The organism is Pseudomonas sp. GM33 (assembly GCF_000282295.1).
GTDB classification, from domain to species: Bacteria; Pseudomonadota; Gammaproteobacteria; order Pseudomonadales; family Pseudomonadaceae; genus Aquipseudomonas; species Aquipseudomonas laurylsulfatiphila.
Map to the genome: position 1 here is coordinate 1 of NZ_AKJO01000029.1, position 26,084 is coordinate 26,084.

Annotated in this window: 23 protein-coding genes; 13 read left to right on the forward strand and 10 right to left on the reverse strand. The window is 59.7% G+C overall.

The genetic code is table 11. The features are described 5' to 3' along the window. Nucleotides 1-177 precede the first annotated feature (177 nt). The 5 genes from dsbC to PMI26_RS24375 all read left to right on the forward strand — a co-directional run bounded on the left by dsbC (nucleotide 178) and on the right by PMI26_RS24375 (nucleotide 5,747). On the forward strand, nucleotides 178-909 hold the full coding sequence (dsbC, locus tag PMI26_RS24395) for a bifunctional protein-disulfide isomerase/oxidoreductase DsbC (RefSeq protein ID WP_007971283.1): 732 nt from the start codon (nucleotides 178-180) through the stop codon (nucleotides 907-909). Between the two features lie 133 nt (nucleotides 910-1,042). Then, on the forward strand, nucleotides 1,043-2,347 hold the full coding sequence (locus PMI26_RS24390; RefSeq protein WP_008053502.1) for a homoserine dehydrogenase: 1,305 nt from the start codon (nucleotides 1,043-1,045) through the stop codon (nucleotides 2,345-2,347). 66 nt (nucleotides 2,348-2,413) lie between these two features. Then, nucleotides 2,414-3,823: a threonine synthase gene (thrC, locus tag PMI26_RS24385; RefSeq protein WP_007971289.1), complete on the forward strand. Its 1,410-nt coding sequence runs from the start codon at nucleotides 2,414-2,416 to the stop codon at nucleotides 3,821-3,823. A gap of 119 nt (nucleotides 3,824-3,942) precedes the next feature. Next, nucleotides 3,943-5,298, forward strand: coding sequence for a transporter substrate-binding domain-containing protein (locus PMI26_RS24380; RefSeq protein WP_007971291.1), 1,356 nt, complete (start codon nucleotides 3,943-3,945; stop codon nucleotides 5,296-5,298). A 161-nt stretch (nucleotides 5,299-5,459) separates the two neighbouring features. Then, entirely contained in the window at nucleotides 5,460-5,747 is a 288-nt protein-coding gene (locus PMI26_RS24375; RefSeq protein ID WP_007971293.1) for a DUF3509 domain-containing protein, read from the forward strand. Between the two features lie 170 nt (nucleotides 5,748-5,917). Here the strand turns inward: PMI26_RS24375 and PMI26_RS24370 are convergent, their stop codons facing one another. Then, nucleotides 5,918-6,886 carry a TIGR02285 family protein gene (locus tag PMI26_RS24370; protein WP_007971295.1) on the reverse strand — a complete coding sequence of 323 codons (969 nt, stop codon included), beginning with the start codon at nucleotides 6,884-6,886 and terminating at the stop codon, nucleotides 5,918-5,920. Further along, a complete protein-coding gene (locus tag PMI26_RS24365) occupies nucleotides 6,840-8,039 on the reverse strand; it encodes a CaiB/BaiF CoA transferase family protein (RefSeq protein ID WP_007971296.1) in 1,200 nt (399 codons plus the stop codon). Before PMI26_RS24365 ends, PMI26_RS24370 begins: the two co-directional genes overlap by 47 nt. Before the next feature lie 147 nt (nucleotides 8,040-8,186). On the opposite strand from PMI26_RS24365, the gene PMI26_RS24360 reads away from it, so the two are divergent. From PMI26_RS24360 to PMI26_RS24350, 3 genes are all read left to right on the forward strand, one after another. Continuing rightward, nucleotides 8,187-8,729, forward strand: a complete 543-nt coding sequence (locus PMI26_RS24360; RefSeq protein ID WP_007971297.1) for a YaeQ family protein — start codon at nucleotides 8,187-8,189, stop codon at nucleotides 8,727-8,729. Nucleotides 8,730-8,795: 66 nt separating this feature from the next. Continuing rightward, nucleotides 8,796-10,505, forward strand: coding sequence for a single-stranded-DNA-specific exonuclease RecJ (recJ, locus tag PMI26_RS24355; RefSeq protein WP_007971298.1), 1,710 nt, complete (start codon nucleotides 8,796-8,798; stop codon nucleotides 10,503-10,505). A gap of 280 nt (nucleotides 10,506-10,785) precedes the next feature. Further along, complete coding sequence (locus PMI26_RS24350) at nucleotides 10,786-11,892, forward strand: NADH:flavin oxidoreductase/NADH oxidase (RefSeq protein WP_007971299.1); 1,107 nt, start codon at nucleotides 10,786-10,788, stop codon at nucleotides 11,890-11,892. 67 nt (nucleotides 11,893-11,959) lie between these two features. Here the strand turns inward: PMI26_RS24350 and glpD are convergent, their stop codons facing one another. The 4 genes from glpD to PMI26_RS24330 form a co-directional block, all read right to left on the reverse strand. Then, the gene (glpD, locus tag PMI26_RS24345) at nucleotides 11,960-13,498 is read right to left on the reverse strand and encodes a glycerol-3-phosphate dehydrogenase (RefSeq protein WP_007971300.1); all 1,539 of its coding nucleotides are present in this window, start codon (nucleotides 13,496-13,498) and stop codon (nucleotides 11,960-11,962) included. A gap of 246 nt (nucleotides 13,499-13,744) precedes the next feature. Then, the gene (locus PMI26_RS24340; protein ID WP_007971301.1) at nucleotides 13,745-14,500 is read right to left on the reverse strand and encodes a DeoR/GlpR family transcriptional regulator; all 756 of its coding nucleotides are present in this window, start codon (nucleotides 14,498-14,500) and stop codon (nucleotides 13,745-13,747) included. A 95-nt stretch (nucleotides 14,501-14,595) separates the two neighbouring features. Beyond that, a complete protein-coding gene (gene glpK / locus PMI26_RS24335) occupies nucleotides 14,596-16,101 on the reverse strand; it encodes a glycerol kinase GlpK (RefSeq protein ID WP_007971302.1) in 1,506 nt (501 codons plus the stop codon). Nucleotides 16,102-16,175: 74 nt separating this feature from the next. Further along, a complete protein-coding gene (locus PMI26_RS24330; RefSeq protein WP_007971304.1) occupies nucleotides 16,176-17,027 on the reverse strand; it encodes an MIP/aquaporin family protein in 852 nt (283 codons plus the stop codon). 349 nt (nucleotides 17,028-17,376) lie between these two features. Between PMI26_RS24330 and ybaK the strand changes: the two genes are divergently transcribed. Then, entirely contained in the window at nucleotides 17,377-17,847 is a 471-nt protein-coding gene (ybaK, locus tag PMI26_RS24325; RefSeq protein ID WP_007971306.1) for a Cys-tRNA(Pro) deacylase, read from the forward strand. Nucleotides 17,848-17,941: 94 nt separating this feature from the next. After that, nucleotides 17,942-18,724 (forward strand): PhzF family phenazine biosynthesis protein, encoded by a 783-nt coding sequence (locus PMI26_RS24320; RefSeq protein WP_007971309.1) that lies wholly within the window; start codon nucleotides 17,942-17,944, stop codon nucleotides 18,722-18,724. 145 nt (nucleotides 18,725-18,869) lie between these two features. On the opposite strand, the gene PMI26_RS24315 is transcribed toward PMI26_RS24320, so the two are convergent. Together PMI26_RS24315 and argF are read right to left on the reverse strand one after the other, a co-directional pair. After that, nucleotides 18,870-19,979, reverse strand: coding sequence for an ABC transporter ATP-binding protein (locus PMI26_RS24315; protein ID WP_007971311.1), 1,110 nt, complete (start codon nucleotides 19,977-19,979; stop codon nucleotides 18,870-18,872). Next, nucleotides 19,976-20,896 carry an ornithine carbamoyltransferase gene (argF, locus tag PMI26_RS24310; RefSeq protein WP_033047492.1) on the reverse strand — a complete coding sequence of 307 codons (921 nt, stop codon included), beginning with the start codon at nucleotides 20,894-20,896 and terminating at the stop codon, nucleotides 19,976-19,978. The genes PMI26_RS24315 and argF overlap by 4 nt, the downstream gene beginning before the upstream one ends. A gap of 541 nt (nucleotides 20,897-21,437) precedes the next feature. Between argF and PMI26_RS24305 the strand changes: the two genes are divergently transcribed. Then, nucleotides 21,438-23,546 (forward strand): molybdopterin oxidoreductase family protein, encoded by a 2,109-nt coding sequence (locus tag PMI26_RS24305; RefSeq protein WP_007971316.1) that lies wholly within the window; start codon nucleotides 21,438-21,440, stop codon nucleotides 23,544-23,546. 97 nt (nucleotides 23,547-23,643) lie between these two features. Beyond that, a complete protein-coding gene (gene grxD, locus PMI26_RS24300; RefSeq protein ID WP_007971318.1) occupies nucleotides 23,644-23,985 on the forward strand; it encodes a Grx4 family monothiol glutaredoxin in 342 nt (113 codons plus the stop codon). A 232-nt stretch (nucleotides 23,986-24,217) separates the two neighbouring features. Here the strand turns inward: grxD and bfr are convergent, their stop codons facing one another. Further along, nucleotides 24,218-24,694 (reverse strand): bacterioferritin, encoded by a 477-nt coding sequence (gene bfr / locus PMI26_RS24295; RefSeq protein WP_007971321.1) that lies wholly within the window; start codon nucleotides 24,692-24,694, stop codon nucleotides 24,218-24,220. A gap of 200 nt (nucleotides 24,695-24,894) precedes the next feature. Next, nucleotides 24,895-25,113 carry a bacterioferritin-associated ferredoxin gene (locus PMI26_RS30355; RefSeq protein ID WP_007971322.1) on the reverse strand — a complete coding sequence of 73 codons (219 nt, stop codon included), beginning with the start codon at nucleotides 25,111-25,113 and terminating at the stop codon, nucleotides 24,895-24,897. 311 nt (nucleotides 25,114-25,424) lie between these two features. On the opposite strand from PMI26_RS30355, the gene PMI26_RS24290 reads away from it, so the two are divergent. Next, complete coding sequence (locus PMI26_RS24290; RefSeq protein ID WP_007971324.1) at nucleotides 25,425-26,027, forward strand: peroxiredoxin; 603 nt, start codon at nucleotides 25,425-25,427, stop codon at nucleotides 26,025-26,027. Nucleotides 26,028-26,084 lie beyond the last annotated feature (57 nt).

Consider the following 26,084-nt stretch of genomic DNA (forward strand, 5'->3'; position numbering starts at 1 on the left):
TTCGGCAGCTCCTACAGAGAGCCTCATGTGTCGAGGTCAAAATGTCTTGCGTCAGGCGCATTCGGTCATGCGAACCTTATGTGATAGGCTTGGTCGGTTTGCACGATGGGCGGTTATGACCCGGTGTTTCGGCACGGGCGTTCTGATCGTCCCATATGTTCGCCTTCAGGAGTTCTCATGCGTCTGACCCAGATTTTCGCCGCTGCAGCCATTGCGTTGGTCAGCACCTTTGCCGTCGCCGATGACGCGGCCGACAAAGCCATTCGTAAAAGCCTGGAAAACCTCCAGCTCGAAGTGCCGGTAGAGACCATCACCGCCAGTCCGTTGCCGGGCCTGTACGAAGTCAAGCTCAAGGGCAGCCGTGTGCTGTACGCCAGCGCCGACGGCCAGTACGTGGTGCAGGGCTACCTGTTCGATCTCAAGGACGGCAAGCCGGTCAACCTGACCGAGAAGACCGAGCGCCTGGGTATCTCCAAGCTGATCAACGATATTCCTGTTGCAGAAACCGTGGTGTACCCGGCCATTGGCGAAACCAAGTCGCACATCACCGTTTTTACCGATACCACCTGCCCGTACTGCCACAAGCTCCACGCCGAAGTGCCGGAGCTGAACAAGCGCGGCATCGAAGTGCGTTACGTCGCGTTCCCGCGCCAGGGTCTGGGCTCGCCGGGTGACGAGCAACTGCAAGCCGTGTGGTGCTCGAAAGACAAGAAAGCGGCCATGGACAAAATGGTCGACGGCAAGGAAATCAAGGCCGCCAAGTGCGATAACCCGGTATCCAAGCAGTTCGCTCTTGGCCAGTCGATTGGCGTGAACGGTACACCGGCCATCGTTTTGGCCGACGGACAGGTCATTCCGGGCTACCAGCCTGCGCCACAAGTCGCCAAACTGGCGCTGGGCGCGAAGTAAATTCGCATCGTCACGGGCAGCCATTGACGATCATGGTCCGGCAGCGACATCGCTGGGCCATTAATAGAGAGCCGCGAGCATGCGGCTGTTTTCACGGCCGGCCTTGAGTCGGCCGTTTTATGGGGAGTTCACAGTGAAACCGGTCAAAGTAGGCATCTGTGGGTTAGGGACCGTCGGTGGCGGTACCTTCAACGTACTTCAGCGCAACGCCGAGGAAATTGCTCGTCGTGCCGGGCGTGGGATCGAAGTGGCACAAATTGCCATTCGCACGCCAAAGCCTCAGTTCCAAACGACCGGTATTGCGATTACCAACGATGTCTTCGAAGTGGCCACGAACCCTGAGATCGACATCGTTATAGAGCTGATGGGCGGCTACACCGTTGCCCGCGAGCTGGTACTCAAGGCCATCGAGAATGGCAAGCATGTGGTCACCGCGAACAAGGCGCTTATTGCTGTTCACGGTAATGAAATTTTCGCCAAGGCACGCGAGAAAGGCGTGATCGTTGCGTTCGAAGCGGCGGTGGCCGGTGGCATTCCGGTGATCAAGGCGATCCGCGAAGGCCTGTCCGCCAACCGTATCAACTGGGTGGCCGGCATCATCAACGGCACCGGCAACTTCATCCTGACGGAAATGCGCGAGAAGGGTCGCACCTTCGAGGACGTATTGGCCGAAGCCCAGGCTCTGGGTTACGCCGAAGCCGATCCGACCTTCGACGTTGAGGGGATCGACGCTGCTCACAAGCTGACGATCCTGGCCTCCATCGCGTTCGGCATCCCGCTGCAATTCGACAAGGCCTACACCGAAGGCATCACCAAGCTGACCACCGCTGACGTGAACTACGCCGAAGCGCTGGGTTACCGCATCAAGCACCTGGGCGTGGCGCGCAGCACCGCGGCCGGTATCGAACTGCGCGTGCACCCGACGCTGATCCCGGCCGATCGCCTGATTGCCAACGTCAACGGCGTGATGAACGCGGTGATGGTCAATGGCGATGCTGCCGGTTCGACCCTGTTCTACGGCGCTGGCGCCGGCATGGAGCCGACCGCTTCGTCGGTGATCGCCGACCTGGTGGACGTGGTCCGTGCCATGACGTCCGATCCGGAGAACCGCGTACCGCACCTGGCGTTCCAGCCGGATTCGCTGTCGGCTCACCCGATCCTGCCGATCGAAGCCTGTGAAAGCGCCTATTACCTGCGCATTCAGGCCAAGGACCATCCGGGCGTATTGGCTCAGGTCGCGAGCATCCTCTCGGAGCGCGGCATCAACATCGAGTCGATCATGCAGAAGGAAGCCGAGGAGCACGACGGCCTGGTGCCGATGATCCTGCTGACCCACCGCGTGCTGGAACAGCACATCAACGATGCCATTGCTGCTTTGGAAGCCTTGGCGGGTGTGGTCGGTCCGGTTGTTCGGATCCGTGTCGAGCACCTGAACTAAGCCGATATCGTTGACCGGGCTCGCTTGCGGGTCCGGCACTACGAACACTGTCCATTGGAGTCAGTCATGCGTTACATCAGTACCCGCGGCCAGGCACCGGCCCTGAATTTCGAAGACGTCCTGCTGGCAGGCCTTGCCACCGACGGCGGTCTGTACGTCCCGGAAAACCTGCCACGTTTCACCCAGGAGGAAATCGCTTCCTGGGCCGGCCTGCCGTATCACGAGCTGGCCTTCCGCGTCATGCGCCCGTTTGTCACCGGCAGCATTCCAGACGCTGATTTCAAGAAAATCCTTGAAGAAACCTACGGCGTGTTCGCCCACAGCGCCGTCGCGCCGCTGCGTCAGCTGAACGGCAACGAATGGGTGCTGGAGCTGTTCCACGGCCCGACCCTGGCGTTCAAGGACTTCGCCCTGCAACTGCTCGGTCGTTTGCTCGACTACGTGCTGGAAAAGCGCGGCGAGCGCGTGGTGATCGTCGGCGCTACCTCCGGTGACACCGGTTCGGCCGCCATCGAAGGCTGCAAGCACTGCGAAAACGTCGACATCTTCATCCTGCACCCGCACAACCGCGTGTCCGAGGTGCAACGTCGGCAGATGACCACCATCTTCGGTGAGAACATCCACAACATCGCCATCGAAGGCAACTTCGATGACTGCCAGGAAATGGTCAAGGCCAGCTTTGCCGACCAGGGCTTCCTCAAGGGCACTCGCCTGGTCGCCGTGAACTCGATCAACTGGGCGCGGATCATGGCCCAGATCGTTTACTACTTCCACGCAGCCCTGCAGTTGGGCGGTCCGGCGCGCTCGGTGGCGTTCTCGGTTCCGACCGGCAACTTCGGCGACATCTTCGCCGGTTACCTGGCACGCAACATGGGCCTGCCGATCAACCAGCTGATCGTCGCCACCAACCGCAACGACATCCTGCACCGCTTCATGAGCGGCAACCAGTACGTCAAGGAAACCCTGCACGCCACGTTGTCGCCGTCCATGGACATCATGGTGTCGTCGAACTTCGAACGCCTGCTGTTCGACCTGCATGGCCGCAACGGCGCGGCAATCGCCGGCCTGATGGATTCGTTCAAGCAGGGCGGCGGTTTCAGCGTCGAGCAAGAGCGCTGGACCGAAGCCCGCAAGTTGTTCGACTCGCTGGCCGTGGATGACGCGCAAACCTGCGAAACCATCGCCGAAGTCTACGAGCAGACCGGTGAAGTACTCGACCCACACACGGCCATCGGGGTGAAAGCTGCACGCGAATGCCGTCGTAGCCTGGACATTCCAATGGTGATCCTGGGTACCGCCCACCCGGTCAAATTCCCGGATGCCGTGGAAAAAGCCGGTGTAGGAAAAGCACTCGAACTGCCTGTGCATCTTTCTGATTTGTTTGAACGAGACGAACGTTGCACCGTATTGCCAAATGACCTGAAGGCCGTGCAGGCCTTTGTCAGCCAGCATGGCAACCGTGGCAAGCCGTTGTAACCGGTCAGCGCTGTTACATTTTGAAGCCCGTCTCCTGACGGGCTTTTTCATTTCTGCATGCACACTTGTCGAGTTCTCGCCGCGAAGGGACAGGCGAGTGGATCACCAAGGACATGGGAATGCGGTTTACAAGTGTGTTCAAGCCAGTCGCGCGCTGGCTGGTTTTATTCGGCATCGTGGGAGTCGCCGAATGGGGAGGGGCAAGCCCTGCATCGATTCAGGAACGTGGGAAGACTGTTGCCAGTTCAGCGGTCGTGCTGGATGAGCAGGAGCTGCAATGGATAGCCAGCCATCCACGGGTCGTAGTCACGGCGCTGGAATACCCGTTGTACCAGTTCAAGGATGAGCAGGGGCAATGGACGGGCCTGAACAGTGACCTGCTCAAGCGCATCAGTGACATGACGGGGGTGCAGTTCGTTTACGAAGAGTCTTTTTCCGTTGATCAGATGCTGGCTCGCCTGGAAAGCGGCGCGGCGGATTTGAGCACCACGCTGTCAATGAATGATGAGCGCCGGACGTTTCTCGATTTCAGCCATGCGTACGGCGGCGCAGGATGGGTCTTTGTCGGGTTGGCCGGGGCACCGCCGGTGCAGTCGCTGGAGGATCTGGCGAAGCGGGTACTGGTGCTGCCGGCCCGGCATGCACTGGAAGCGATGATCCGTCGCGATTTTCCGTCCATCGAATTGCGTTCAGTCAAGACCTACGCCGAAGCCCGTGCCTGGGTTGAAAGCGGCGAAGCCTATGCCACCATTGAAAGCGAAATCGGCGTCCGGCTTTTTCCGTCGGGCCGACTGCAGATCGGAGCTACGGTGCCGGACAAATGGGATGCGGATTATCTGGCGGTGCGCAAAGGTCAGCCGCAGTTGCTGAGCATCCTCAACAAGGCGCTCGAGGCCTTTCCTGCTCCGGAGCTACGCGATCTTCGCCGCAAGTGGTTCGGTGGCGCTACCACGGTACGGGCGCCTGGCCTTTGGCAGCGGCTTGACCAGTGGGTCTGCTGGGGCATGTTTGTGCTCAGCCTGTTCGGCCTGTTGTCCCTGCTCTGGAACCGACGGTTGGCGGTGGTCGTCAGGCAGCGGGTCGAGGCCCAAAGGAGCTTGCGCGATCAGCTCGCATTCCAGCATGCCCTGATGGATGCCATGCCTGACCCGATGTTTGTCCGTGATCTGCAAGGGCGTTTGATCATGTGCAACAAAAGTTATGAGGACGCCTTGTCGACACGTTTTGACCGGATGCAGGGGCGGCAGTTGATCGAGGTCGATGTCATGCCCAGACAAACCGCGGAACTGTTGCATGCCGAGTTCATGGCGCAGTTGAGTACTCGCAGGACGCGCTTCTTCGAACGCCAATTGCTGTTCAAGGAGGGGGTCAGGGATATCTACCAGTGGACGGTGCCGTTTTACACGGCGGATGGCCAGATGAAAGGCTTGTTGGGAGGCTGGGCCGACATCGCCCGGCGTACCCGACAAACGTGACGGCCGGTTTTTTTCTCTGTCATGTTCGCCGTGCATGCTCTCTTGACTGCACGGCAGGTTCGCCTGCGGTCAGTATCCAGAACTTTCTTCTCGGGCAAGTGGTCATCTGTTACAGGCATGCCCCTGGCACGTTGTTTTCGGACTAATGAGTGGTGATCGGGATGGAAAGTATCAGTCTGTTGCTCGGTGAGGCGCTGAGCCCGTATCAGGTCACATTGACCCCGTCAGGCATTCGTGGCGAATGTCGGGTGACCCTGAAAAATGCTATCGGCGCGACCGTGGTCGAGCGCGAGTTCAATCAGGCCCAGTTGAATGACAAGCGCCTGCTGACGGATGTGGTCGATGGTTTGCATCGCGACGTGCTGATCGCTGAAGGACGCCTTGAGCCCTGTGTCATCGCGGCATTGCGTAATGCTGCCCGGGACAAACTTCTGGCCAGCCGCAATTGAACGGATTTTTGTGGGAACCTTCCCACGCCCAGGTCAGTCAGACCTTGTAACAGCAGGATCAAGCATTGTGCTCCGGTGCTTGTAGCTTGCTGCTACTGGTCTCCAAGCAGGCCACGTTTAACCCCGAGTCGTTTCCCCACTTCTCGGGGTTTCTTTTTGCCCGTGATTGATCATGGCTGCGCCAGATTGTCGAAAAACGCCTTGGTGTCTTTCAGGTAATCACTGCGGCTTTGCGGATCCAGCCAGGCGGCATAGGCCTCGTCCAGGCGCTCGCGGGGCAGGGTACGCAGCATCTGATTGATTTCGACAATGGCCTGTCGGCCCTTTGGCGTGTCGGTGCATCCGATGTAGCCGGACAGGTATTTGCCCGTGCCACGGATTGGATAGAACTGCAATTCATCCTCGGCGATACCTTGCAGCGAAGCCTGGTAGCGGATTTCCGGGCGATAGCCCAACAACAGGCGCAAACGCCCAAGGCGCTGCATTTGCAGGAGGCTGCCCAAGGCGTCGTCGCCGTAATGAGGTGTCAGCACGTCGGCGGGTGCTTGCTTGAGCAGCCCGTCGAGGTATTGGCCGTAATTGCGCTCGGCGACGATGCCCAGTTTTTCGTTGCCGTTGGCGAGCAACTTTGCGAGGTCCACTTCGCCATCTTTGATAAAGGGGGCCAGTACCTTCTGGTCAGCGCGCCGCACGGCCAGGCCATTGCTCATGGCACGGAAGACCGGGATGGAAAAGGCGATCCACTGTTCCCGTTCCTTGCTCCAGTTCAGCGCCGCGTCGCAGACGAGGGACGGTTCGTGAAGCATTTGCAGGCCACGCGCGCGATTGACCCTCATCACGCTGTGCTGGTACTGCGGCATGCCGGCAATCAACAGGGGAAGCAGTTGATCGATGACGCCCAGGCCCTTTTTCGGTCCGTCGAAGATCGTCAACGGCGGCAGGTCGCGTTTGAGCCAGATCAGGGTTTCCCTGGATTGCGCCAGGGCTGATGGGACCGGTTCAATCAGCAGGAGCAAGGTCGCCAGCACGCAAAGCAAGCAACCGGCCCGAGACCGGCAGTACCGAATGGCCCATGCATGCAGTCGCCTCAGCTCAGATGGCTCCGTCTTTGCGCAACTGTGCGATCTGCGTCGCGTCATAGCCAAGTTCCTGGAGTACCTGTGCGTTGTGCTCACCCAGTTGTGGCCCGACCCATTCACATTCACCGGGAGTCTCTGAGAGTTTCGGCACGATTCCCGGCATCTTGAAGTCTTTACCGTCCGGCAGTTTGGCCTGCAGGAACATTTCGCGCGCCAGGTACTGAGGGTCATTGAACATGTCTTCGGCGCTGAAGATCCGGCTGGCCGGCACGTCGGCCTGATTGAGCAGCGCCAGCACCCTGTCCAGCGGCAGCGAATTGACCCAACGATCGATGACGCCATAGAGCTCGTCGCGCCGCGCATCACGGCCATCGTTGCTGGCAAGCAGAGGGTCATTGGCGAGGTCCTCCCGGCCAATGATCAGCATGAAGCGTTTGAAAATGGCGTCGCCATTGGCGCCAATCTGCACGTGCTTGCCGTCGGCGCTGGTGTGGATCGAGGACGGGGTGATGCCCGGCATGATATTGCCCGTGCGCTCGCGGATGAAGCCGAATACGTCGAATTCCGGGACCATGCTTTCCATCATGGCGAAGATGGCTTCATACAGCGCCACGTCCACCACTTGCCCCTGGCCGCCGTTGACCTCGCGATGACGCAGGGCCATCAACGCGCCGATCACACCCCAGAGCGCGGCAATCGAGTCACCGATGGAAATGCCGGTGCGCACCGGTGGCCGGTCCTCGAAGCCGGTGATGTAGCGCAGGCCGCCCATGGACTCGCCGACCGCGCCAAAGCCGGGCTGATCTTTCATCGGGCCGGACTGGCCGAAACCCGACAGCCGCACCATGACCAGCTTCGGGTTCAAGGCGTGCAGGACGTCCCAGCCCAGGCCGAGTTTTTCGAGGACGCCGGGACGAAAGTTCTCGATCAGAATGTCGGCTTCACCGAGCAACTGTTTCAGGATCGCCTGACCTTCGGGGTGTTTGAGATTGAGGGTCAGGGACTTTTTGTTGCGCGCCTGGACGAACCACCACAACGAAGTGCCTTCATACAATTTGCGCCATTTGCGCAATGGATCACCGCCGTCCGGGGATTCGATCTTGATCACATCGGCACCGAATTCAGCGCAAATGCGCGAAGCAAACGGGCCGGCAATCAAGGTGCCCAATTCGATGACTTTCAGACCGGAAAGCGGTTTGGCGGTGAACGGCATGCGGGATCCTGCTGGACAAGGGATGGGCGAATACAGCGTTTTAACATAGCCGACTGTCAGGCGCTTCAGGTTGATCACCTTCAATTCGTGGATTGCCCGTCGCATCGGTTAGACTTGCCGCCTTTCCTCGTATCAAGAAGCCCGTTCATGGCCCAGCCGTCCACGACCTACAAGTTTGAACTGAACCTCACCGACCTCGACCGCAGCGTCTATGAGAGCGTGAAGCAGACCATCGCCCGTCACCCTTCGGAAACCGAGGAGCGCATGACCGTGCGCCTGCTGGCCTACGCCCTCTGGTACAACGAACAGCTGTCGTTCGGCCGTGGTCTGTCGGAAGTGGATGAACCGGCCTTGTGGGAAAAAAGCCTGGATGACCGCGTTTTGCACTGGATCGAAGTCGGCCAGCCGGATGCCGAGCGCCTGACCTGGTGCTCGCGCCGCACCGAGCGCACCAGCCTGCTGGCCTACGGCAGCCTGCGGGTGTGGGAAGGCAAAGTGGTGCCCGCGGTGAAAAACCTGAAAAACGTCAACATCGCTGCCGTGCCTCAGGAAGTTCTGGAGACGTTGGCCAAAGACATGCCACGCGTCATCAAGTGGGACGTGATGATCAGCGAAGGGACGATCTTCGTCACCGACGATCGTGGTCAGCACGAAGTTCAGTTGCAGTGGCTGGCCGGTGAGCGCGGCTGATTTCTCGCCGTTTCAGCGCGTCACCCGGTTTTATCCTACGTATTGAAGAGAAGCATCTTTCACCCCATGCGCATCGAACCTCGCCTGCTGCCCGACACCCTGCCATTCCTCGGTGATATTCCGCCACTGCTGACCCGCCTTTATGCGGCGCGGGGCGTGCAATCGGAGGCGGAACTGGACAAGAGCCTGGCGCGGCTGATTCCGTTCCAGCAACTCAAGGGCATTGATGCCGCGGTGGATTTACTGGTGACGGCGATCGAACAGCGCCAGCGCATACTGATCGTCGGCGACTTCGATGCCGACGGCGCAACGGCCAGCACCGTGGGCACGCTGGGTCTGCGTTTGCTGGGGGCGGCGCATGTCGATTATCTGGTGCCGAACCGTTTCGACTATGGCTACGGCCTGACCCCGGAGATCGTCGCGGTCGCGCTGGAGCGTCAGCCTCATTTGCTGATCACCGTGGATAACGGCATCTCCAGCGTCGAAGGCGTGGCCGCGGCGAAAAAGGCCGGGCTCAAGGTGCTGGTTACCGATCACCACTTGCCCGGCGACGAACTGCCATTGGCCGATGCCATCGTCAATCCGAACCAGCCAGGTTGCGCGTTCCCGAGCAAAGCCCTGGCCGGTGTCGGGGTGATTTTCTATGTGCTGATGGCCCTGCGTGCGCGTTTGCGCGAACTCGGCTGGTACACCAGCAAGCCGCAGCCGAATATCGGCGAATTGCTCGATCTGGTGGCCTTGGGCAGCGTGGCCGACGTGGTGCCGCTGGATGCCAACAATCGTATTCTGGTGCATCAGGGCCTCGAGCGGATTCGCGCCGGACGTGCCCGGCCAGGAGTCAAGGCGATCCTCGAGGTGGCCAAGCGTGATCATGCGCGCATCACCTCCACCGACCTGGGTTTCATCGTCGGTCCACGCCTGAATGCCGCAGGGCGCCTGGATGACATGAGCCTGGGCATCGAATGCCTGTTGACCGAAGACACAGCTCTGGCCCGTGAGATGGCGGCCCAACTGGACGGCATGAACCAGGATCGCAAATCCATCGAGCAGGGCATGCAGCGCGAAGCGCTGGCCCAGCTCAAGGATCTGCCGGTGGAGTCGATGCCGTTCGGCTTGTGCCTGTTCGATCCCGAGTGGCATCAGGGCGTCATCGGTATCCTCGCGTCTCGGATGAAAGAGCGTTATTTCCGCCCGACCATCGCCTTTGCCGATGCCGGTGACGGCCTGCTCAAGGGGTCTGGGCGTTCGGTCCAGGGCTTTCACATCCGCGACGCCTTGAGCGTGGTGGCGGCGCAGCATCCGAATCTGATCACCAAGTATGGTGGCCACGCAATGGCGGCCGGCCTGACGCTGCCGGAAGCGAATTTCCCCTTGTTCGCCGAGGCCTTTGACGCTGAAGTGCGCCGGCAACTGCGCGAAGAAGACCTGACTGGCCGCTTGTTGTCGGACGGCACCCTGGCAGTGGAAGAGTTTCACCTGGAACTGGCCCGCGCCCTGCGGCATGCCGGCCCTTGGGGGCAGCACTTCCCGGAACCGTTGTTTCATGGGGTGTTCCAGTTGGTCGAGCAGCGCGTGGTGGGCGAACGGCACCTCAAAGTGGTGCTCAAAAGTGAATGTGGTTCGGTGAAACTCGACGGCATTGCCTTCGGGATCGACCGCGACATCTGGCCGAATCCGACCATCAAGTGGGTGGAACTGGCCTACAAGCTCGACCTCAACGAGTTTCGTGGCAACGAGACGGTTCAACTGATGATTGCCCATATCGAACCGCGTTGACCCCACACCTGTAGGAGCGAGCTTGCTCGCGATGGTCGTGAACGATGGCGCTGGGAACCTGATACCCCGCGGTGTCCTGTCGTCCATCGCGAGCGAGCTCGCTCCTACAAGGGGGCGACATCCGTCGATGTCGACTAGGCTCTAATCACTGCTTGATTTTGGTCTTGTGACGTTTTGTCGAATTTTTTGCCCGCGGGGGCGGGTGTTGTACCTTTTTCCTGTCACTCGTCGACTATTCAAACAGAACCTGGAGCCTGCCCACTGATTCGAGAGGTGCCCCATGAGTCTGCTGCTTGAACCCTTTACCCTTCGCCAATTGACCCTGCCCAACCGCATCGCGGTATCGCCGATGTGCCAGTATTCCAGCGCCGACGGCCTGGCCAATGACTGGCACCTGGTCCACCTCGGCAGCCGTGCTGTCGGCGGGGCCGGGCTGGTGTTTACCGAAGCCACGGCGGTCACCGCCGACGGGCGTATCACGGCTCAGGACCTCGGTCTGTGGAATGACGAGCAGATCGAACCCCTGCAACGCATCACCCGCTTCATCAACGCCCAGGGCGGCGTTGCCGGTATTCAACTGGCCCATGCCGGGCGCAAGGCCAGTACCTACAGGCCATGGCTTGGCAAGCACGGCAGCGTCAAACCCGATGAGGGCGGCTGGGTGCCGGTCGGACCCTCACCGATTGCGTTCGATCCACAGCACACCCAACCCAGGCAACTGGATGACGGCGAGATCGCCCAAGTGATCCAGGCCTTTGTCGATGCGGCAAAGCGCTCGCTGACGGCCGGTTTCAAGGTGGTCGAAGTGCACGCCGCCCATGGCTACCTGCTGCATCAGTTCCTGTCGCCGTTGAGCAATCAGCGTCGCGATCAATATGGCGGCTCGTTCGAAAATCGTATTCGGCTGGTGCTGCAGGTCACTGAAGCGATACGCGCGGTGTGGCCTGAAGAGTTACCGGTGTTTGTCCGGGTATCGGCCACCGACTGGGTCGAAGACGGCTGGAACCCCGATGAAACCGTGGAACTGGCGCGTCGCCTCAAAGCCTTGGGCGTGGACCTGATCGACGTCTCGTCGGGCGGAACGGCGGTGAATGCCGAAATTCCCACAGGCCCCGGCTACCAGACCCGCTTCGCCGAACGTGTGCGCAAGGAGTCGGGCATGGCCACCGGAACGGTCGGCATGATCACCGAGCCGGCCCAGGCCGAGCACATCCTGCGTACCTGCCAGGCGGACATCATCTTCCTGGCCCGTGAATTGTTGCGCGATCCGTACTGGGCACTGCACGCCGATGATGACCTGGGCGGGCACAAGGCTGTGTGGCCGGCGCAGTATCAGCGGGCGACTCACCGTGAGCAGCCGATTCATGAATCGGATTTGCGCGACTGAAATCCATCGATAAACAAAAGCCCCTGAATCGCGAGATCCAGGGGCTTTTGTTTATGCCGGTGACCGATCAGGCCGCTTCGATCTTGCTGCGGTTCTGCTCGACCTGATTCAGGTAGTCCTTGAGCTTGTCCTGCTCGGCTACTGTCGTGAACAAGCCGAGCTTGCTGCGACGCCAGAGGATGTCGTGGGCGCTGGTGGCCCATTCTTCGCTGCACAGGTAGTCGACTTCACGGGTGTAGAGGCCGCCGCCGATATGCTCGCCCATGTCGCTGAGGTCTTGTACACCTTCAAGCATGCGCCAGGTACGGCTGCCGTAGGTGGTGGCCCAGCGGCGCGCGATCTCGCTCGGTACCCAGTCGAACTGGTCGCGGATACGTGAGCTCAAGGCTTGCGGGGTGGTCATGTCTTCACCGCCCGGCAACGGGGCGCTGGCGGTCCAGCTCGGCTTGATGTGCTTGAAGTACGGTGCCAGTTGCGCCAGCGCTGACTCGGCGAGCTTACGGTAAGTGGTGAGCTTGCCGCCGAACACCGACAGCAATGGGGCTTCCTCGCCACTGCCCGACAGCGCCAGGGTGTAATCGCGGGTCACGGCCGATGGGTTGTCGGATTCGTCGTTGCACAGAGGACGCACACCGGAATAGCTGTGCAGGATGTCGTCGCGGCTGATCTGCTTTTTGAAATGGGCGTTGACCACGTTCAACAAGTAGTCGGTTTCGCCGTCGGTGATTGCAACGGCAGCCGGATCGCCGGTGTACTCGCGGTCCGTAGTGCCGATCAGGGTGAAGTGGTTCAAGTACGGAATGGTGAACACGATGCGCTGATCTTCGTTTTGCAGGATGTGCGCGTGTTCGCCTTCATACAGATTCGGTACGATCAGGTGGCTGCCCTGGATCAGGCGGATGCCGTAAGGCGATTCCATCTTCAGGTCGTCGCGAATGAACCTGGCGACCCATGGCCCGGCCGCGTTGACCAATGCCTTGGCGCGAATCGAAAACAGGCTGCCATCGCTGCGTTCCAGGTGCAGGTGCCACAGACCCTTGGTGCGGCGTGCGCTGACGCAGCGGGTTTGGGTGTGAACGTGGGCGCCTTGTTCCCGGGCGGCCATGGCGTTCAACACCACCAGGCGCGCGTCGTCGACCCAGCAATCGGAGTATTCGAAACCCTTGGTGATCTCGCTTTTCAGCGCGCTGTCGGGGCCGAACTTCAGGCTTTTCGAACCCTGGAGTTGCTCGCGCTTGCCCAGGTTGTCATAGAGGAACAGCCCGGCGCGGATCATCCATGCCGGGCGCAGGTGTGGGCGGTGTGGCAACACGAAGCGCATTTGCTTGACGATGTGCGGTGCCTTGGCCAACAGTACTTCACGCTCGGCCAGGGCTTCACGCACCAGGCGAAATTCGTAATGTTCGAGGTAGCGCAGGCCGCCGTGGATCAACTTGCTGCTGGCCGACGAAGTATGGCTGGCCAGGTCATCCTTTTCGCAAAGGAACACCGAAAGACCGCGACCGGCGGCATCTGCTGCGATCCCCACGCCATTGATCCCGCCACCGATGACGGCGATATCGTAGACCTCGGCGAGAGGGGGCATTGGCAAGGTGGAAGTGGGCATCGGCACGGCCTCGGAATTCTTTGATGTTCTGTATTTGAATTCGAACATTAATGTTCATTTGCGAAAATACTAGCCCATAAAGAGGCGCACAGCCAGTCAGCTTCGATTGAAAATACTCATCGAAGGGCCGTTAAAGGAAAATTTACGAACATAAAAGCAAAAGATCGCAGCCTTCGGCAGCTCCTACAGATTTGGGTGCATCTGTAGGAGCTGCCGAAGGCTGCGATCTTTTAAGGCCGATAGGGCTTAAACGACTTCCAGCCGAACCTTGTGCTGGTTCAACAGTTGCGCCAGCGCCGGGGAAGGCTGCTGATCGGTGACCAGGCAATCGACCAGGCTGATCGGTCCCAGGCGAATCATGGCGTTGCGCCCGAATTTGCTCGAGTCGGCCGCGAGTATCACTTGTCGGGCATTGGCGATGATCGCCTGGGATACCCGCACTTCCTGATAATCGAAGTCCAGCAGGCTGCCGTCCTCATCGATACCACTGATGCCGACCAGGGCAAAATCGACCTTGAACTGGTTGATGAAGTCGACACTGGCCTGACCGACCACGCCGCCGTCGCGCCGCACGTTGCCACCGGTCAGCAGCACGTCGAAGTCGTCCTTGGCGCTGAGCATGGAGGCCACATGCAGGTTGTTGGTGATGATCTTCAGATGACTGTGGTTGAGCAGCGCCCGGGCGATGGATTCGGTGGTGGTGCCGATGTTGATGAACAACGAGGCATGGTCGGGAATCTGCGCGGCAATGGCTTCGCCGATACGCTGTTTTTCATCGCGCATCTGATCGGCGCGCATGGCGTAGGCGGTGTTTTCGACACTGGAGTCATAGGCGGCGCCACCGTGGTAGCGACGCAACAGGTTGGCTTCCGCGAGCTGATTGATGTCGCGGCGGATGGTCTGCGGTGTAACGACGAACAACGTGGCCATTTCCTCGATGCTGACATAGCCGCGTTCGCGAACCAGCTCGAGGATTTGCTGCTGACGGGGAGGCAGATTCATGGGGCGTCCTTTGGGCTGCCGTGCAAAATTTGCCCATGATGCCGCAGGAATCCGCTCCCTACCAGTTACATACAGATACGGGGACTGGAGTTCGCTTATTCAACCTCGTCTTCAACCGCCCAATCGCGGGTGCGGCTGACCGCTTTTTTCCAACCGGCGTAGAGTTTTTCCTTCGCCGCTTCATCCAGCGTCGGCTCGAACCGGCGCTCGATCACGGCCTTGCCACGCAACTCTTCCAGGCTGCCCCAGAAGCCACAGGCCAGGCCTGCCAGGTAAGCGGCGCCGAGTGCTGTGGTTTCGCGCATTTGCGGGCGCTCGACCTGCGTGCCGAGGATGTCGGCCTGGAATTGCATGAGGAAGTTGTTGGCCACCGCGCCGCCGTCCACGCGCAGAGCTTTCAGACGCTCCCCGGAGTCCTGCTGCATGGCGTCCAGCACGTCGCGGGTCTGGTAGGCAATCGACTCCAGCGCGGCACGAATGATGTGGTCCACGCGTACGCCGCGGGTCAGGCCGAACAATGCGCCACGGGCGTACGGGTCCCAGTACGGTGCGCCAAGTCCGGTGAAGGCCGGCACCAGGTACACGCCGTTGCTGTCCTTGACCTTGTTGGCGAAGTATTCGGTGTCGTGGGCGTCGTTGATGATCTTCAGCTCGTCACGCAGCCATTGCACGGTGGAGCCGCCGTTGAACACTGCGCCTTCCAGTGCGTAAGCCACTTCGCCGCGAGGGCCGCAAGCGATGGTGGTCAGCATGCCATGCTTGGATTTCACCGCTTTGTCACCGGTGTTCATCAGCAGGAAGCAGCCGGTGCCGTAGGTGTTTTTCGCCTGGCCTGGCTCGACGCACATCTGGCCGAACAGGGCGGCCTGCTGGTCACCGGCGATACCGCCGATGGCGATGCCGCTTTTGGTGTGGCCGTAGATTTGCGAGGACGATTTAACTTCCGGGAGCATTTCGCGTGGGATATCCAGCAGCTCCAGCATCTTCGCGTCCCACTCGAGGGTGTGGATGTTGAAGAGCATGGTGCGCGAGGCGTTGGTGTAGTCGGTGACGTGCACCTTGCCGCCGGTAAATTTCCAGATCAGCCAGCTGTCGACGGTGCCGAACAGCAGTTCGCCATTGCGCGCACGTTCGCGGCTGCCTTCGACGTTGTCGAGAATCCACTTGAGCTTGGTGCCGGAGAAGTAGGGATCGGTGACCAGGCCGGTGGTGTCGCTGATGTATTGCTCGTGGCCGTCGCGCTTGAGCTGCTGGCAGATCTCGGTGCTGCGTCGGCACTGCCAGACGACGGCGTTGTAGATCGGGCGACCGGTGTTCTTGTCCCACACCACGGTGGTTTCGCGCTGGTTGGTGATGCCGATGGCCGCTACCTGGTCGTGGTGCAGGCCGGCTTGTGCCAGGGCCTCGACCATCACGGCGCTTTGGGTGGCGAAGATCTCCATCGGGTCATGCTCGACCCAACCGGCTTGCGGGTAATGCTGGGCGAACTCCCGTTGGGCGGTGCAGACCACGTTCGCGTCGCGGTCGAAAATGATCGCGCGGGAGCTGGTCGTACCCTGATCGAGGGCAATGATGTAGTTCTTATTCTGTGTGTCGGTCATGTCGATTGCCTTGGACGAAAAAAGGGAGTGAGGTCTGGCGCGTGATCAAAGGGCAGGGGCACGCGCCAACGGTATCAGGACGTTCTGGGTTTGCCGTCAATGGCAGGTCGCTCATCCTTTGTAGCAGGTACGGCGCCGGGCAGATGGCGGGCAATCAGCCCGCGATAGGCGGCGGCGCCGAGGCAGGCACCGATAATCGGCGCAAAAACAGGAATCAGGAAGTACGGAATATCGCGTCCGCCAGTGAAGGAAATTTCACCCCAGCCAGCGAAGAAAGTCATCAGTTTAGGGCCGAAGTCCCGCGCAGGGTTCATGGCAAAACCGGTCAGCGGTCCCATCGAGCTACCGATCACCGCGATCAACAGGCCGATCAGCAGCGGTGCCAACGGGCCCTTGGGCAGGCCATTGTTGTCGTCGGTCAGGGACATGATCACGCCCATCAGGATGGCCGTAATGATCACCTCCACCAGAAATGCCTGGGCGGTGGTCAGCGCAGGATTCGGGAAGGTGGAGAACACGGAGGCCAATTCAAGGCTGGCTTGCGTGCCACGAACCATGTGCTGCGTTTGTTCGAATTCGAAGAATAGATTGCTGTAGAGCGTGTAAACCAACAACGCGCCACAGAAGGCCCCCGCCACTTGGGCGAGTACGTAGAAAGGCAATTTGCGCTTTTCGAAGTCCGCGAAAATGCTCAGGGCAATACTGACGGCAGGGTTGAGATGAGCCCCGGAAACCCCCGCGGTGAGGTAGATCGCCATGCTGACGCCGACGCCCCAGATAATGCTGATTTCCCACAAACCAAAACTGGCACCCGCGACCTTGAGCGCGGCAACACAACCGGTACCAAAAAAGATCAGCAGCGCCGTACCCAGAAACTCGGCCATGCATTGGCTCGAGAGCGACGGTTGTTGTAAAGCAGTAGTCATTGAAACCTCAATTTTTTTTGTTGTCTGGCGCGTTCTTGCCTTCATGGTCAACGCGCGTTTTTCGCCGAGGCAGGATCCCCATTCTTTCGCGGTTTACTGCCGGGTACAGCGGTAGGACGTTTCGTGCAGTTTCAGAAACGAAAAAATATAGACAAGAAACGCTGCTGTCAAAGGTCGAAAGTGAACCGCTGGTCACAAAAAAACTATTCGTTGCATGAATGAATGAGTCATTGCGCAAATGGCATGGCCAGGCAATGGCGTTATGGATGCGCTGCCGTAGAGCCTTTTGACGATCAATGTCCTAGAATCCGGCGCAGTATTTTCTTCTGCCGCCCAGTCTGGAGCTGCCATGACCCCCGCATTGGATTTATTGAAAAAGGTTCGGGCCGAACATCGCGTACACAGTTACGAACATGACCCGAAGGCCGCTTCCTATGGTCTGGAAGCCGCGGAAAAACTCGGGCTCGACCCGGCGCAGGTGTTCAAGACCTTGCTGGCGGCCAGCGAAAAAGGAGAGTTGCTGGTGGCTGTGGTGCCGGTTGTCGGCAGTCTGGACTTGAAAGGGCTGGCCCATGCCGCCGGCGTGAAAAAGGTCGAAATGGCCGATCCGGCGGCAGCGCAGCGCTCTACGGGTTATCTGTTGGGCGGGATCAGCCCGCTGGGGCAGAAAAAGCGTTTGCGTACGTTCATTGATAACTCGGCCCAGCCCTTCGCCAGCATTTTTGTCAGTGCTGGCCGGCGTGGACTGGAAGTCGAACTGGCGCCGGCCGTGCTGGCCGAACACACCCAGGCGAAGTTTGCCGATATCGGCCGTGCGTGAGCGCAGCGCTGTATGGTGAAAATCAGCCGGTTCTGTCACTGGTGCCGGTTCGGTCGGCGCTGCATGCTCGGCGATCTGACAAAGGGAGAAGGTTATGCAGCTGGAGTTTCATCAAGTCGACGCGTTCAGCAATCAGCCATTCAGCGGTAACCCGGCGATGGTCTATCGGCTCGATGCCTGGCTCGCCGATGAATTGATGCAGAGGATTGCCGCCGAGCACAACCTCGCCGAAACGGCGTTTGTCGTGCGCGAAGGGCAGGGCTGGCACATCCGCTGGTTTACACCGACCACCGAGGTGCCATTGTGCGGTCACGCGACACTGGCCAGTGCCCATGTGTTGTTTGAGGTCTATAAAGAGCCGGTCGAGCGCCTGGACTTTATCTGCAAATCCGGTCCGTTGAGCGTGACCCGTGAAGATGGACGACTGTGGCTGGATTTCCCGTCGATCACTGCGTCGCCGGTGAGTGTGATCTCGGACATCGAGCGTGCACTGGGCGTGGAGGCTGTCGAGGTACTGGCTTCGAATGAGCTGTTCGTGGTGCTGGAGTCGGAGCAAGCCGTGCTCGACTGCAAGCCGGACATGGTGGCCCTGGCGAAACTGCCGTGGTTGGGCGCCATCGTGACTGCGCGGGGCGAGCAGCACGATTTCGTTTCCCGATACTTCGCCCCGGCAATCGGCATCAATGAAGACCCGGTGACCGGATCGACCCATTGCCTTCTGATTCCATACTGGTCAAAGCGTTTGGGCAAGTCGAGCCTGACGGCCTGTCAGCGTTCGACGCGGGGCGGGGAGTTGTTCTGTCGGCTGGAAGGTGAGAGGGTGAAGATCGGCGGGGATGCGACGCTGGTTGCCAGTGGTACGCTGATGCTGGGCTAACTCAAATCCAATTGTGGGAGCGGGCTTGCTCCGGGCGGCGTTCCGACGAAGGCGGACTGTCAGTTAACATCATCATCGACTGACACTCCGCCTTCGTCGGAACGCCGCCCGGAGCAAGCCCGCTCCCACATTTGATCCATGTATGTCAGTTGGCCGTGCTGTAGCGCCGGACTCCCGATTCAACAGCAGGAATCTGCGCCGCCGTGCTGCCGGACGCCTGGAACAGCACCAGGTGTTCAGCCGCGACACGAATGCCCACATCCGCCCCGACCTGACGATCGACATGGCTCGGGAAGATCGACTCCAACTGCGCACCTGTCGGCAGTTGCAAACGATACAGGGTCGATGCACCGAGGAATGTCTTGCCGGCGATTCGTGCCTTCAGTGCGCTGTCCGGTGCGTAGACGATATCGTCCGGACGCAGCAGCACGTCCACGGCGCCGCCTACCGGCCAAGTGTAGGCCCGGTTGCCGCGCAACTCACCCAGCTCGGTTTGCACCGACTCCGGGCTGCTCAACTGACCGCGAATGAAATAGCCCTGGCCGATGAAGCTGGCTACAAAGGGTGTCAGCGGTTCGTGATACAGGTTGTAGGGCGTATCCCACTGTTCCAGTCGACCTTCCTTGAACACGCCAACGTGGTCGCTGACCGCGAAGGCTTCTTCCTGGTCGTGAGTCACCAGAATCGCGCTGGTGCCACGGGCCTTGAGGATGTCGCGTACTTCATGGCTGAGCTTGCGGCGCAATTCGCCATCGAGGTTGGAGAACGGCTCGTCGAGCAACAGCAGTTGCGGTTCCGGCGCCAGGGCACGGGCCAGGGCGACACGTTGCTGCTGCCCACCGGAAAGCTCGTGGGGGAAGCGCTTGCCGAGGTTCTTCAGGTTGACCAGTTCCAGCAGCTCTTCGGTGACGCGATCCTTTTGCGGATGCTTGCGAATGCCGAAGGCGATGTTGTCGGCCACACTCAAGTGCGGGAACAGCGCGTAGTCCTGGAACACCATGCCGATGCGGCGTTTCTCCGGGGCGAGGGTGAAGCCGGCGCTGGAGATGGTCTCGCCGGCCAGCTGGATTTCGCCTTCGTGTACCGGTTCGAAACCGGCAATCGCCCGCAGAGTGGTGGTCTTGCCGCAGCCGGAAGAGCCCAGCAGGCAACCGATGTCACCGGCGTTCAAATGCAGGTTCAGGTTCTGCACCACGCGTTGGTCTTGATAGCCGCACGCGAGGTTGCGCAGGTTAAGCAGTAATGGCTGGCTCATGCGTGGTGATACGCCGGTTCGACGAGGAATTCGAGCAGGGCTTTTTGCGCATGCAGACGGTTTTCGGCTTGATCCCAGGCCACCGAGCGTTTGTCGTCGAGCAGGTCGACGCTGATTTCCTCGCCACGGTGCGCCGGCAGGCAGTGCATGAACAGCACGTCGTCAGCGGCCAGGTCGAGCAGGGCGCGGTTGACCTGGAACGGTGCGAACAGTTGCAGGCGCTTGGCGGTTTCCTCTTCCTGGCCCATGGAGGTCCAGACGTCGGTGCTCACCAGGTGTGCACCGCGCACGGCGTCTTTCGGGTCGCGAACGATGGAGACGCGATCGCCGGCCTTGGCCAGGAACACTGGGTTGGGCTCGTAGCCTTCCGGGCAGGCAACGCGCAACTGGAAGTCGAACTGGATCGCCGCTTCTATATAGCTGTTGCACATGTTGTTGCCATCGCCAATCCAGGCCACGGTCTTGCCCTGGATCGAGCCGCGGTGTTCGAGGAAGGTCTGCATGTCGGCCAGCAGCTGGCACGGGTGCAGGTCATCGGACAGGCCGTTGATCACAGGTACGCGGGAGTTGGCGGCGAACTCGGTCAGGTTGCTGTGGGCAAAGGTACGGATCATCACCGCATCGAGCATGCTCGACATGACGATGGCACAGTCGCCGATCGGCTCGCCACGGCCCAGTTGGGTGTCACGTGGCGACAGGAAGATCGCCTGGCCGCCGAGCTGGATCATGCCGGCCTCAAAGGAGATCCGGGTGCGGGTCGAGGATTTCTCGAAAATCATCCCCAGGACGCGGTTTTTCAGAGGCTCGAACAGTACGCCGCGGTTACGCAGGTCCTTGAGCTCAACGCCTCGACGGATCACGCTGACCAGCTCTTCGGGCGTGCAATCCATCAGGGAGAGAAAGTGCCTTGCGCTCATCATTGACTACCTTTTTGCTACAAACCGCAGATGCTCAAAGCCTTGTTTGACGGAACAACGGGCGAGACCTGCGGCGTAAGCCGCACGGGGCGACGAAATAGGGGAAGGCGCGATCTTATAATTAAATGTCGCGTCTTACCAATAGGGCTACAGTTTTTAGGGAGTTTCAGAGGTGCTACGGATTCACCGAGGTAGCGCTTTTGAAGCCTGTTTCCTGAAAGCAGCGGTTCATTTGTACACCGGCCTCTCGGGGCTTGGCAATCAGGCGGGGCGGCAATGGTGCGCTGACAGTCGGTTTCTGACCTGTCATTCATCCCTGCCGGGCCCGACGAACATTGGTGCCTGATCGGCGAGCCGACCCTTCAGGGCATCCAGTTGCAGGGCGCCGCCCAGGCTACCTTCGAACTGGGCTCTGGCGGCCATCGGCTTGCCTGATAACCCTCGATTCACAAGACGAACGTCGCTGGCGTGGCGTCGGGTCTGGCGCCATAGTTTTGTTTCCGCGGCCATCGGTGCCCGCCCATGACAAGACAGACTGGCCATGACCAAGACTCTCCATCACCGTGCGTGCCATTTGTGCGAAGCCATCTGTGGCCTGACCATCGAAACCACCAAGGTCGAAGGCGGCAGCGTGCAGATCACGTCGATCAAGGGCGATCCCCAGGACGCATTCAGCCGTGGCCATATCTGCCCCAAGGCCGTGGCCCTGCAAGACATCCAGAACGATCCGGACCGCCTGCACCAACCGATGCAGCGGGTGGGCAATGAATGGCAGCCCATCGAGTGGGACGCGGCGTTCAACCTGGTGGCCGAGCGCCTGGCGGCGATTCAGGAGCACCATGGGCAAAACGCCGTGGCGGTCTATCAAGGCAACCCGAGCGTGCACAATTACGGGCTGATGACCCACAGCAATTATTTCCTCGGCCTGCTGAAAACCCGCAACCGTTTTTCCGCAACGTCGGTCGATCAATTGCCCCATCACCTGACCAGTCATTTGATGTACGGTCACGGTTTGCTGCTTCCGATCCCGGACATCGATCACACCGATTTCATGCTGATCCTGGGCGGCAACCCGCTGGCTTCGAACGGCAGCATCATGACCGTGCCCGACGTGGAAAAGCGCTTGAAGGCGATACAGGCCCGGGGTGGCAAAGTGGTGGTGGTCGACCCTCGCCGCAGTGAAACGGCGGCGATTGCCGATCAGCATCTGTTCGTGCGCCCGGGCGGTGATGCCGCGCTGTTGTTCGGGTTGCTCAACACCTTGTTCGCTGAAGGTCTGACCCGCGACGGCCATCTGCCGGTAGACGGTCTGGAGGACGTGCGGGAGGCCGTCGCGCCGTTCACCGCCGAGGCCATGAGTCCGTTGTGCGCGGTACCAGCCGAACAGATCCGCCAATTAGCGCGAGACTTCGCCGCGGCGCCCTCGGCTGTCTGTTATGGCCGCATGGGCGTCTCGACCCAGGCCTTCGGAACACTTTGTCATTGGGTGGTGCAGTTGATCAATCTGGTCACCGGCAACCTCGACCGCGTGGGGGGTGCCTTGTGCACTGAACCGGCGGTGGATCTGGTGGCGACGACTTCGGGCGGGCATTTCAATTTGTGGCAGAGCCGGGTTTCCGGGCGTCCGGAATACGCCGGAGAGCTGCCCGTCTCTGCGCTGGCCGAAGAAATGCTCACCGAAGGACAAGGGCAAGTCCGGGCGCTGATCACCGTGGCGGGCAATCCGGTGCTATCCACGCCCAATGGCCGAAAGCTCGAGCAGGCACTGGACGGGCTGGATTTCATGGTCAGCATCGACCTGTACATCAATGAAACCACGCGCTATGCCGACCTGATCCTGCCATCCACATCGGCGCTGGAAAACGATCATTACGACACCACATTCAACCTGTTCGCGGTGCGTAACGTCAGTCGTTTCAATCGCGCAATCCTCGCCAAGCCCGAAGGGGCATTGCACGACTGGGAGATCTTCGTCGGGCTGGCCAAGGCGTTTGCCGCCAGGACCGGCAAAGAGTTGAAACCCACCATCGCCCCGGCGCAAATGATCGATCGCGGCCTGCGCATGGGAATGTACGGCGACACCTCGGAGCACAAGCTATCGCTGGCGACTTTGTTCGATCATCCCCATGGCGTCGATCTTGGTGCGCTCAAGCCTAACCTTGCACCGCGCCTGAAGACTGCCAATCAACGCATCCAGGCCGCGCCGGCGGCGATTCTCGCTGACCTGGTGCGCTTCGCCGCCTTGAAGGCGCCGGCCGCCGACGAGTTGTTGATGATTGGTCGCCGGCATGTACGCAGCAACAACTCATGGATGCATAACTATCATCGGTTGGTGAAGGGCAAGCCACGACACCAGTTGTTGATGCATCCGGACGACCTGGCCAGTCGCGGGCTCAGTGACGGACAGCGCGTTCGGGTCAGTTCGCGGGTGGGTGTGATTGAGGTCGAAGTGCTGGGCAGTCTTGATATGATGAAAGGCGTGGTCAGCCTGCCGCACGGCTGGGGTCACGCGCGGCCGGGCGTGCAGATGTCGATTGCCTGCAGCCAGCCGGGCTCCAGCGCCAACGACCTGACCGACGAATGCCGGATTGACGAACTGTCGGGAAATGCCGCGCTCAATGGCGTGCCAGTGACCGTGGCGGCGGCTTGAATCAGTCTGACGGAGAGACCGAGCAGGGCGCTCGGCTTTCCGTTACAATGCGCCACCGTGCCGACCCATGAGTCGGAAAGTTCAGCCGAGGTGCTCCATGGATATCATCGAAACGATTAAAGAGCAGATTGCCAACAACACCATTCTGCTTTACATGAAAGGCTCGCCGAATGCCCCGCAGTGCGGCTTCTCCGCGAAAGCTGCACAGGCCGTGATGGCGTGTGGTGAAAAGTTTGCGTACGTGGACATCCTGCAGAACCCGGAAATCCGCGCCAACCTGCCAAAATACGCCAACTGGCCAACCTTCCCCCAACTGTGGGTTGCCGGTGAGCTGGTCGGCGGTAGCGACATCATGACTGAAATGGCCGCTGACGGTTCGCTGCAGAGCCTGATCAAGGACGCTGCCGCCAAGGCCGCTGCTCCAAAGACCGAAGCCTGATTCGCTTCCTGTAGGAGCGAGCTCGCGATGGACTAAAGAACGCCGCGGGGAACCAGATTTCCCGCGTTATCGTTGACCACCATCGCGAGCAGGCTCGCTCCTACAACAGCAGGCACAAAAAAAGCCCCGCCACTCGAAAGAGGGCGGGGCTTTTTATTGTGTCTGTTGGGGGTGTCGCCGGCTGCGATCTTTTGATCCTGGAAAGTCAAAAGATCGCAGCCTTCGGCAGCTCCTACTCGTCTTCGCCCATCTGCGATTGCAGATAGTTTTCGATACCGATCTTGTCGATCAGGCCCAATTGGGTTTCCAGCCAGTCGATATGTTCTTCTTCGGACTCAAGGATATCTTCAAGCAGCTCACGGCTGCCAAAGTCGCCAACTTTTTCGCAATGCGCGATAGCCACTTTCAAGTCGGCATGGCCGGTTTTCTCGATACGCAGGTCGCACTCCAGCATTTCCTTGGTGTGCTCGCCGATGTGCAGCTTGCCCAGGTCCTGGACGTTCGGCAGGCCTTCAAGGAACAGGATGCGCTTGATCAGCTTGTCCGCGTGCTTCATCTCGTCGATGGATTCGTGGTACTCGTGCTTGCCGAGCTTGTTCAGGCCCCAATCTTCATACATGCGCGCATGCAGGAAGTATTGATTGATCGCGACCAGCTCATTGGCAAGGATCTTGTTGAGATGCTGGATGACTGTAACGTCGCCTTTCATGATGGGGTCCTGCCCTTTATTAGCTGTCAATAGAACACAGAGTTTGAGCCGCGTATTTAATAGTGTCAAACCTAAGTTATTGAAACTTAAATGAAAATTAATCGGAATAAGAATGTTTGTGTTCCGCGTCTAGAGCATAACTAGTTGATTTTGAGGCATAAAAAAACCGGACATATGTCCGGTTCTTTGAAATTCGATAGTTAAGCCGCGGTAAATTCTGCTGGATAGGGAATTGCAGCCTGGGCCGTTTGCAGTTTGGTCAGGGTCTCGCGGACCACTTCTTTGGCAAGACAGGCACATTTTCCGCATTGACTGGCAACGCCGGTAGCCGCACGGACTTCCTTGTAGCTGCAGCATCCTTCATAGATCGCATCGCGGATTTGACCGTCGGTGACGCCAGTGCAGAGGCAGACATACATAAGGAAGGACCGTCGCTGATTGTGACTCAATTGCGATGGATCTTAATGTTAACGAGAATGATTGTCAAAGTGGTTTCAGAGTACTTTTCGTCATAAGCGAGGGTGGCTGACGAACGGTCAATACGGCAAACCGGTGATACAAAACCGTTGGGGATTTCATCGTACCGGGAAAAAACAGCTAAGCCAGCTCAAATACGCGGTGTATGATGACCGGTCTTTTGCGACCGGGGTTCGTGTCACAGGGCTGTCGCCTCAGGGTGGCAGGCTGATGCGAACCCTGTTTCTCACGCTATTACACCAGGAGATATCCAATGAGCGTACTCGTAGGCAAACAAGCCCCTGACTTCACCGTACCGGCCGTACTCGGCAATGGCGAGATCGTAGACAGCTTCACCCTGTCTTCGGCGATCAAAGGCAAATACGGCCTGGTGTTCTTCTACCCGCTGGACTTCACCTTCGTTTGCCCGTCCGAGCTGATCGCTCTGGACAACCGCATGTCCGAGTTCAAGGCGCGCAACGTTGAAGTGGTCGCTGTGTCGATCGACTCGCACTTCACCCACAACGCCTGGCGCAACACTCCGGTCAACAATGGCGGTATCGGCGAAGTCCGTTACACCATGGCTGCCGACATCAAGCAGGAAATCATGAAGGCCTACGACGTTCAGTCCGCTGACGGCGTAGCGTTCCGTGGCGCGTTCCTGATCGACGACAAAGGCGTTGTCCGTTCGCAGATCATCAACGACCTGCCATTGGGCCGTAACATGGAAGAGCTGCTGCGTCTGGTCGACGCTCTGCAATTCCACGAAGAGCACGGCGAAGTCTGCCCTGCCAACTGGAAGAAAGGCGACAAAGGCATGAACGCTTCGCCAGAAGGCGTTGCAGCTTACCTGACCGAGCACGCTGCCGCGCTGTAAGGCGCACGCTGCAGGTAAAAAAAAACCGGCCATCGACAGGCTGTGTGAAAACACGCT

Bases quoted from the DNA above. Each gene is read 5' to 3' on its own strand.
- dsbC (WP_007971283.1), top strand. From the start codon at position 178: ATGCGTCTGACCCAGATTTTCGCCGCTGCAGCCATTGCGTTGGTCAGC.
- thrC (WP_007971289.1), top strand. From the start codon at position 2,414: ATGCGTTACATCAGTACCCGCGGCCAGGCACCGGCCCTGAATTTCGAA.
- PMI26_RS24380 (WP_007971291.1), top strand. From the start codon at position 3,943: ATGCGGTTTACAAGTGTGTTCAAGCCAGTCGCGCGCTGGCTGGTTTTA.
- PMI26_RS24375 (WP_007971293.1), top strand. From the start codon at position 5,460: ATGGAAAGTATCAGTCTGTTGCTCGGTGAGGCGCTGAGCCCGTATCAG.
- PMI26_RS24370 (WP_007971295.1), bottom strand. From the start codon at position 6,886: ATGACGCGACGCAGATCGCACAGTTGCGCAAAGACGGAGCCATCTGAG.
- PMI26_RS24365 (WP_007971296.1), bottom strand. From the start codon at position 8,039: ATGCCGTTCACCGCCAAACCGCTTTCCGGTCTGAAAGTCATCGAATTG.
- PMI26_RS24360 (WP_007971297.1), top strand. From the start codon at position 8,187: ATGGCCCAGCCGTCCACGACCTACAAGTTTGAACTGAACCTCACCGAC.
- recJ (WP_007971298.1), top strand. From the start codon at position 8,796: ATGCGCATCGAACCTCGCCTGCTGCCCGACACCCTGCCATTCCTCGGT.
- PMI26_RS24350 (WP_007971299.1), top strand. From the start codon at position 10,786: ATGAGTCTGCTGCTTGAACCCTTTACCCTTCGCCAATTGACCCTGCCC.
- glpD (WP_007971300.1), bottom strand. From the start codon at position 13,498: ATGCCCACTTCCACCTTGCCAATGCCCCCTCTCGCCGAGGTCTACGAT.
- PMI26_RS24340 (WP_007971301.1), bottom strand. From the start codon at position 14,500: ATGAATCTGCCTCCCCGTCAGCAGCAAATCCTCGAGCTGGTTCGCGAA.
- glpK (WP_007971302.1), bottom strand. From the start codon at position 16,101: ATGACCGACACACAGAATAAGAACTACATCATTGCCCTCGATCAGGGT.
- PMI26_RS24330 (WP_007971304.1), bottom strand. From the start codon at position 17,027: ATGACTACTGCTTTACAACAACCGTCGCTCTCGAGCCAATGCATGGCC.
- ybaK (WP_007971306.1), top strand. From the start codon at position 17,377: ATGACCCCCGCATTGGATTTATTGAAAAAGGTTCGGGCCGAACATCGC.
- PMI26_RS24320 (WP_007971309.1), top strand. From the start codon at position 17,942: ATGCAGCTGGAGTTTCATCAAGTCGACGCGTTCAGCAATCAGCCATTC.
- PMI26_RS24315 (WP_007971311.1), bottom strand. From the start codon at position 19,979: ATGAGCCAGCCATTACTGCTTAACCTGCGCAACCTCGCGTGCGGCTAT.
- argF (WP_033047492.1), bottom strand. From the start codon at position 20,896: ATGAGCGCAAGGCACTTTCTCTCCCTGATGGATTGCACGCCCGAAGAG.
- PMI26_RS24305 (WP_007971316.1), top strand. From the start codon at position 21,438: ATGACCAAGACTCTCCATCACCGTGCGTGCCATTTGTGCGAAGCCATC.
- grxD (WP_007971318.1), top strand. From the start codon at position 23,644: ATGGATATCATCGAAACGATTAAAGAGCAGATTGCCAACAACACCATT.
- bfr (WP_007971321.1), bottom strand. From the start codon at position 24,694: ATGAAAGGCGACGTTACAGTCATCCAGCATCTCAACAAGATCCTTGCC.
- PMI26_RS30355 (WP_007971322.1), bottom strand. From the start codon at position 25,113: ATGTATGTCTGCCTCTGCACTGGCGTCACCGACGGTCAAATCCGCGAT.
- PMI26_RS24290 (WP_007971324.1), top strand. From the start codon at position 25,425: ATGAGCGTACTCGTAGGCAAACAAGCCCCTGACTTCACCGTACCGGCC.